5 protein-coding genes and 1 rRNA gene are annotated in these 4,298 nt (G+C 43.5%); 1 reads left to right on the top strand and 5 read right to left on the bottom strand.

Features of this window, described 5'->3' with window-relative positions:
- Positions 1–215 (top strand): hypothetical protein (locus JJU34_RS01190; protein ID WP_228690484.1); only part of this gene is annotated, 215 nt, incomplete at its 5' end.
- Between the two features lie 27 nt (positions 216–242).
- On the opposite strand, the gene JJU34_RS01185 is transcribed toward JJU34_RS01190, so the two are convergent.
- The 5 genes from JJU34_RS01185 to rrf all read right to left on the bottom strand — a co-directional run bounded on the left by JJU34_RS01185 (position 243) and on the right by rrf (position 4,298).
- Entirely contained in the window at positions 243–485 is a 243-nt protein-coding gene (locus JJU34_RS01185) for a type II toxin-antitoxin system ParD family antitoxin (protein ID WP_228690483.1), read from the bottom strand.
- A 338-nt stretch (positions 486–823) separates the two neighbouring features.
- The gene (locus JJU34_RS01180; protein WP_228690482.1) at positions 824–1,375 is read right to left on the bottom strand and encodes a hypothetical protein; all 552 of its coding nucleotides are present in this window, start codon (positions 1,373–1,375) and stop codon (positions 824–826) included.
- Between the two features lie 299 nt (positions 1,376–1,674).
- Entirely contained in the window at positions 1,675–2,871 is a 1,197-nt protein-coding gene (locus JJU34_RS01175) for a DUF4221 family protein (RefSeq protein WP_228690481.1), read from the bottom strand.
- Positions 2,872–3,222: 351 nt separating this feature from the next.
- Positions 3,223–3,384, bottom strand: coding sequence for a hypothetical protein (locus JJU34_RS01170; protein ID WP_228690480.1), 162 nt, complete (start codon positions 3,382–3,384; stop codon positions 3,223–3,225).
- A gap of 802 nt (positions 3,385–4,186) precedes the next feature.
- Positions 4,187–4,298: ribosomal RNA gene (gene rrf / locus JJU34_RS01165) — 5S ribosomal RNA — on the bottom strand.

Below are 4,298 nucleotides of genomic sequence, written 5' to 3'. Positions count from 1 at the left end.
TTTTTTTGACCCGACCGGAGCAGCAGGTGCTAGCTCGACGGGGTCATATCCGCCTAGGCGGACTTTGGTTCGAGTCCAATCCCCGCTACTACGAAGGATACTGGAAACGGTATCCTTTTTTTAATGCTTTCCAAAGAGCTTATATCCGTTTTCACCGAGCAACAATCCAAAATGCCTGGCTAAATATTGATGGATTCGAATCAGATCCGCCTTAGCATCCTCGGCAATCCTATAACGCCCCATTATCTGTTACCGATTTCTTGTTTTGATTGTGTGAGGATTTCTTCAGGACGCATATTTGTAAAGCCACTTTGTTCCGCTTTGATTAGCTTGGCTCGAAGCCAATCTAATTGCTTTTGCTGTTTACGAGCTTGTCGGATCAAGTCGTTGACAACCTCACTTTTACTGGAATATTCTTCACTATCGACCTGCTCTTTTAGCCACTCCTCATTCGGTTTGGTAAAAGTAATACTTTGTCTCGCCATGGCGTTTCGTTAATTTTAGGATGATGTAATATCACAGCATATTTGCACCAAACGCAACTAACTAACTGACTAACTATACAACGGGTAGGTACGATTTAGGTACTCACTATCACTCTATATGGAAACTTTCTAATCCAAGGCTACAGTTCTGGAAAAGTAAATTAAGCTTACAATAGTTTGAAAGCTTTGCATGGAGGTCGCCAATAAGCCTGGCATCTATAGATGAAGCCTACGCAAGCAATTTGAGCCATACAGCTGGAATACCAATCGTGTTCGTTCATTTACCCCTCGTGAATGGGCATATTAAATCGATCTCCATTAATATCCTATGTATAGATTTACATAATCTGAAAAAGCAAGCTCAGCACATTGCCCTGAACAAAATCTCTCGACCCAAAAGTATACGTAAGCGGAATGAGCTTGACACTGAATTTTTCTGATTGGATATATGTCAATGCCAATCCTCCTTCAAGTCCGATCCGATAGAAATTAATCGGCCCATCGTTATAAACCACCCCTCCTGTTCGTAGTCCTGTAGCCCAAATAAAGGATGGACCTGCAAAGGGCGAAATTCTAACCTTTTTGCTAGAAACAATATCCACATTTAGATGGGTCGCAAGCGCCAACGTAGCATAAAACTCAGGCATAAACTCCAAGTATAGTTTGTCCGTCAACAAAGACCCTTGCAAGGTAGGTGTCAATGAAAACTTGCTGTCGTTAAGGTAGACCTGTCTCTGCACAACGGCTCCAAAGCCCCTATATTCTTCCAATGAAGATGGGCTAAATTGAGTAATCGTTCTACCTCCTCCCAGATACACCTGAGCAGTAGCAATTTGACTTATCGAAAAGAGGATTGTAAAAAAAAATAGGGTTTTAAGAATTTTAATCATGGTAATTTGTGTGACGTTTTTCAATGTCAGAAACACCTTGTTTCAGAACCAACGTAACGACAAAAGGTTTTGGATCTACATTCATAAATGCCAAGCATGCCTTTGACATAGCTTTCCTCCAGCACATCTATAAACGATACATTATCCGTTTTGCGACAATCATAACGATTAAATGTCGCAAAAACGCATTCGTGACAATAAATTGTCGCAACTTACGGTTCGATATAGCGAAATTAGTGTCGATGCCTGTTGCCCTAACATCTTTTTATCCGCTCTAATTGGCTTTACCTATGCCATCTTCACCGGCCTGAAAACGTAAAGTCTATCACCGCAAAACCCAACTCATCTTCGATATTGACGTAGGACCAAAGCTTGCCGTCTTTCCAAAAATAACTCACGGGCACTTGGTTTAAGCCTTCGATTTTGGTTTCTCCCAAAACATGAAAATCTCGGTCATACACAAAAAGAAAAACCTCAAAAGTAAGTGGGTCGCCGCGTTTTTCACCCAGAAAGGTTTTTCGACCCAGGCGTAAATACATTTTCCTTGTCTCGTCCCAGCGTGGCTCCATATAATTCAAATGCTCGAAAACCTTCTTCCGATCCTCTATAAATTCCGATTCCTCCACAGGAAAATTATTTACCGAGAAATTCATCCGGTTTGGAAACTTTTTGTGCTGAATATCGACAAATTCCAAGCTGTCCAGTGTCAGATCTAAACGATAAATCGCGCTCATACAACCTGCGGTGAGCAAAAGCTGACCATTCTCGATATACATATGACTATCGACCCAAAAAAAGTCTATCATACCATCTACGACCATCGTCCCGACAAATTCCTTCACGGCTTGCATTTCAGGTATCGGTTCAATGCGAAGCTGCTTGCTTACCGGGTCAAAGATATACAACTCGTGCTTTTTCAGTACCTCACTCGATGGCTGTGAAATCACGCGATTATTCTCAAAATCAAAAACAGCATTCTCATACAACTGATGTGGACTATTGGCCAGTGCAGGATCAATTCCTGCCGGCACCACTTGCAAACTTTCAACCAGCATTCCTCGCGTATTAAATATTCCCTGTGTATGATAGCCCTTGATAAATAAATCCTCATTGGTGCCCAACTGAAAATGAATTCCGTATGGCCCGACTCCATTCGGCCCTTCTTTCTGAAAGGGCGTTTTACGAACCAATTTGAGGCTATTCAAATCCACCTCAACTAGATTTAAGGGTTCATTTTCAAAGAACAGCAATTTGTTCTTCTCTTGGTTAAGAGCGATGGCTCCCAGACCAGCGCTAAGGATGAATAGCTCATCTCCCGAATCCACCAGAACCGTATCCACCGTGAAAGTTACATTTTCAAGAACATTCGCTGACGCCGCAGATTTGGAAGATTCGCTTCCGCAGGAAAAAACCGAAGAGAGCAAAAGAAGATGAAACAGCGGTGCCAACACACCAAAACCTGACACACATCCGGTCACCCTACAATTGTTGTTCATGCTCCTGCCTAGTTGAAGGTATATTCTATAAAAGTTCAGTAGACAACCTCTCGATCTCCGTATTTTCCTGTTATTGACGTGATTTGAATAAGCCATAATAATCTCCCTTCAAGTCTGCCTATCCCTGAATAGATTGCAACTGCAATTTCTGGATTCACAAAGGCTCCATGAAGTTACTAATTTACACCTAACTAAATAGGTTTAACTAAAATACTTTTATATTACTGACTCTCTAATTTGATCGGCTAAGGGTTTTTTGAGATTCAACGGGAATATCTGTACTACACGGAGTTTGCTTGGGATCTGGAAGCTGTGGCGGAAACGGTTGCCGAAAAAATACCACTTATAATTTTAACCGCTTCGGATGATACGTAGACCACGCACGGTTCGGCGGTGAACCTTCAGCGCCAACTTGGTGCCCATTGCGAAATTATCCAACACGAAGGTGGCCACTTGACGGGTTTTCAGGTGGACTAGTACACCATGGGATTTGGAGGTTGGTTTGTGGATCAACTAGAAGAATTTATGAAAACGCTCGGGCCCTCAGCGCTGCTTTGAACACAGAAAAACATAAGTTCACCCTGTCAGAATACGACCTGTAGAGATCGATGATGCCGCAAACGACACACAGAGGGCATATAATACTGCCTGCGGCCGGTAGGATGCTTTGCGTTCGGATAAACATTTGGCAGGCTTTAGATTATACTCTTTGAAGCTTTTTACTAAAAGGTGTTACCGTTGAAATACCCTGGAAATAGCGCTTATTGTTTCAATTGCAGATTGCCTGGGATAGTGGAGTATAGTTGAAAGCTACACCAAGTGCGTACATGGGTGTTTTTGCACCTTTTCTTACATCTTTCTCACAATCTCCAATCTAAAAATCTCATATTTCCATCTAACGAAAAACCCATGGATTGCTCCAAGGGCTCTGTTATAATATGGCAGGGCTTATCCGCCCAGGCGGATCGGGATGGGAAGAGGAGGGACTAAAAACACAAAACCCCCTAGAGTTCTCCTTAGGGTTCTTATAAAGTGGCGGCGATCCCGATACTCGGGACAGGCTCTACTCTCCCGTACGCCTAGGCGTACCAGTACCATCGGCGTGGCAGGGCTTATCCGCCCAGGCGGATAGGGATGGGAAGAGGAGGGACTGAATGTCCATTAACAGGTCTAAAATATATCGCCGAAGGCATATCTCAACTTTATATCGCGAAGCATATATCAACCTTATATCGCCGAAGGCATATATCTATCCATCCCCCTATACCCCCTAAAAACACAAAAGCCCCTGGATTGCTCCAAGGGCCCTGTTATAATGTGGCGGCGACCTACTCTCCCGGGTGTAACCCCAGTACCATCGGCGCGGCAGGGCTTAACTTCTCTGTTCGGGATGGGAAGAGGTGGGACCCCTGCGCTAGGCCGCCTAT

Source organism: Lunatimonas sp., from assembly GCF_020832325.1.
GTDB lineage: Bacteria > Bacteroidota > Bacteroidia > Cytophagales > Cyclobacteriaceae > Lunatimonas.
Note: the sequence above shows the minus strand (reverse complement) of the source record. Positions and strands in the feature narration are given on the sequence as shown.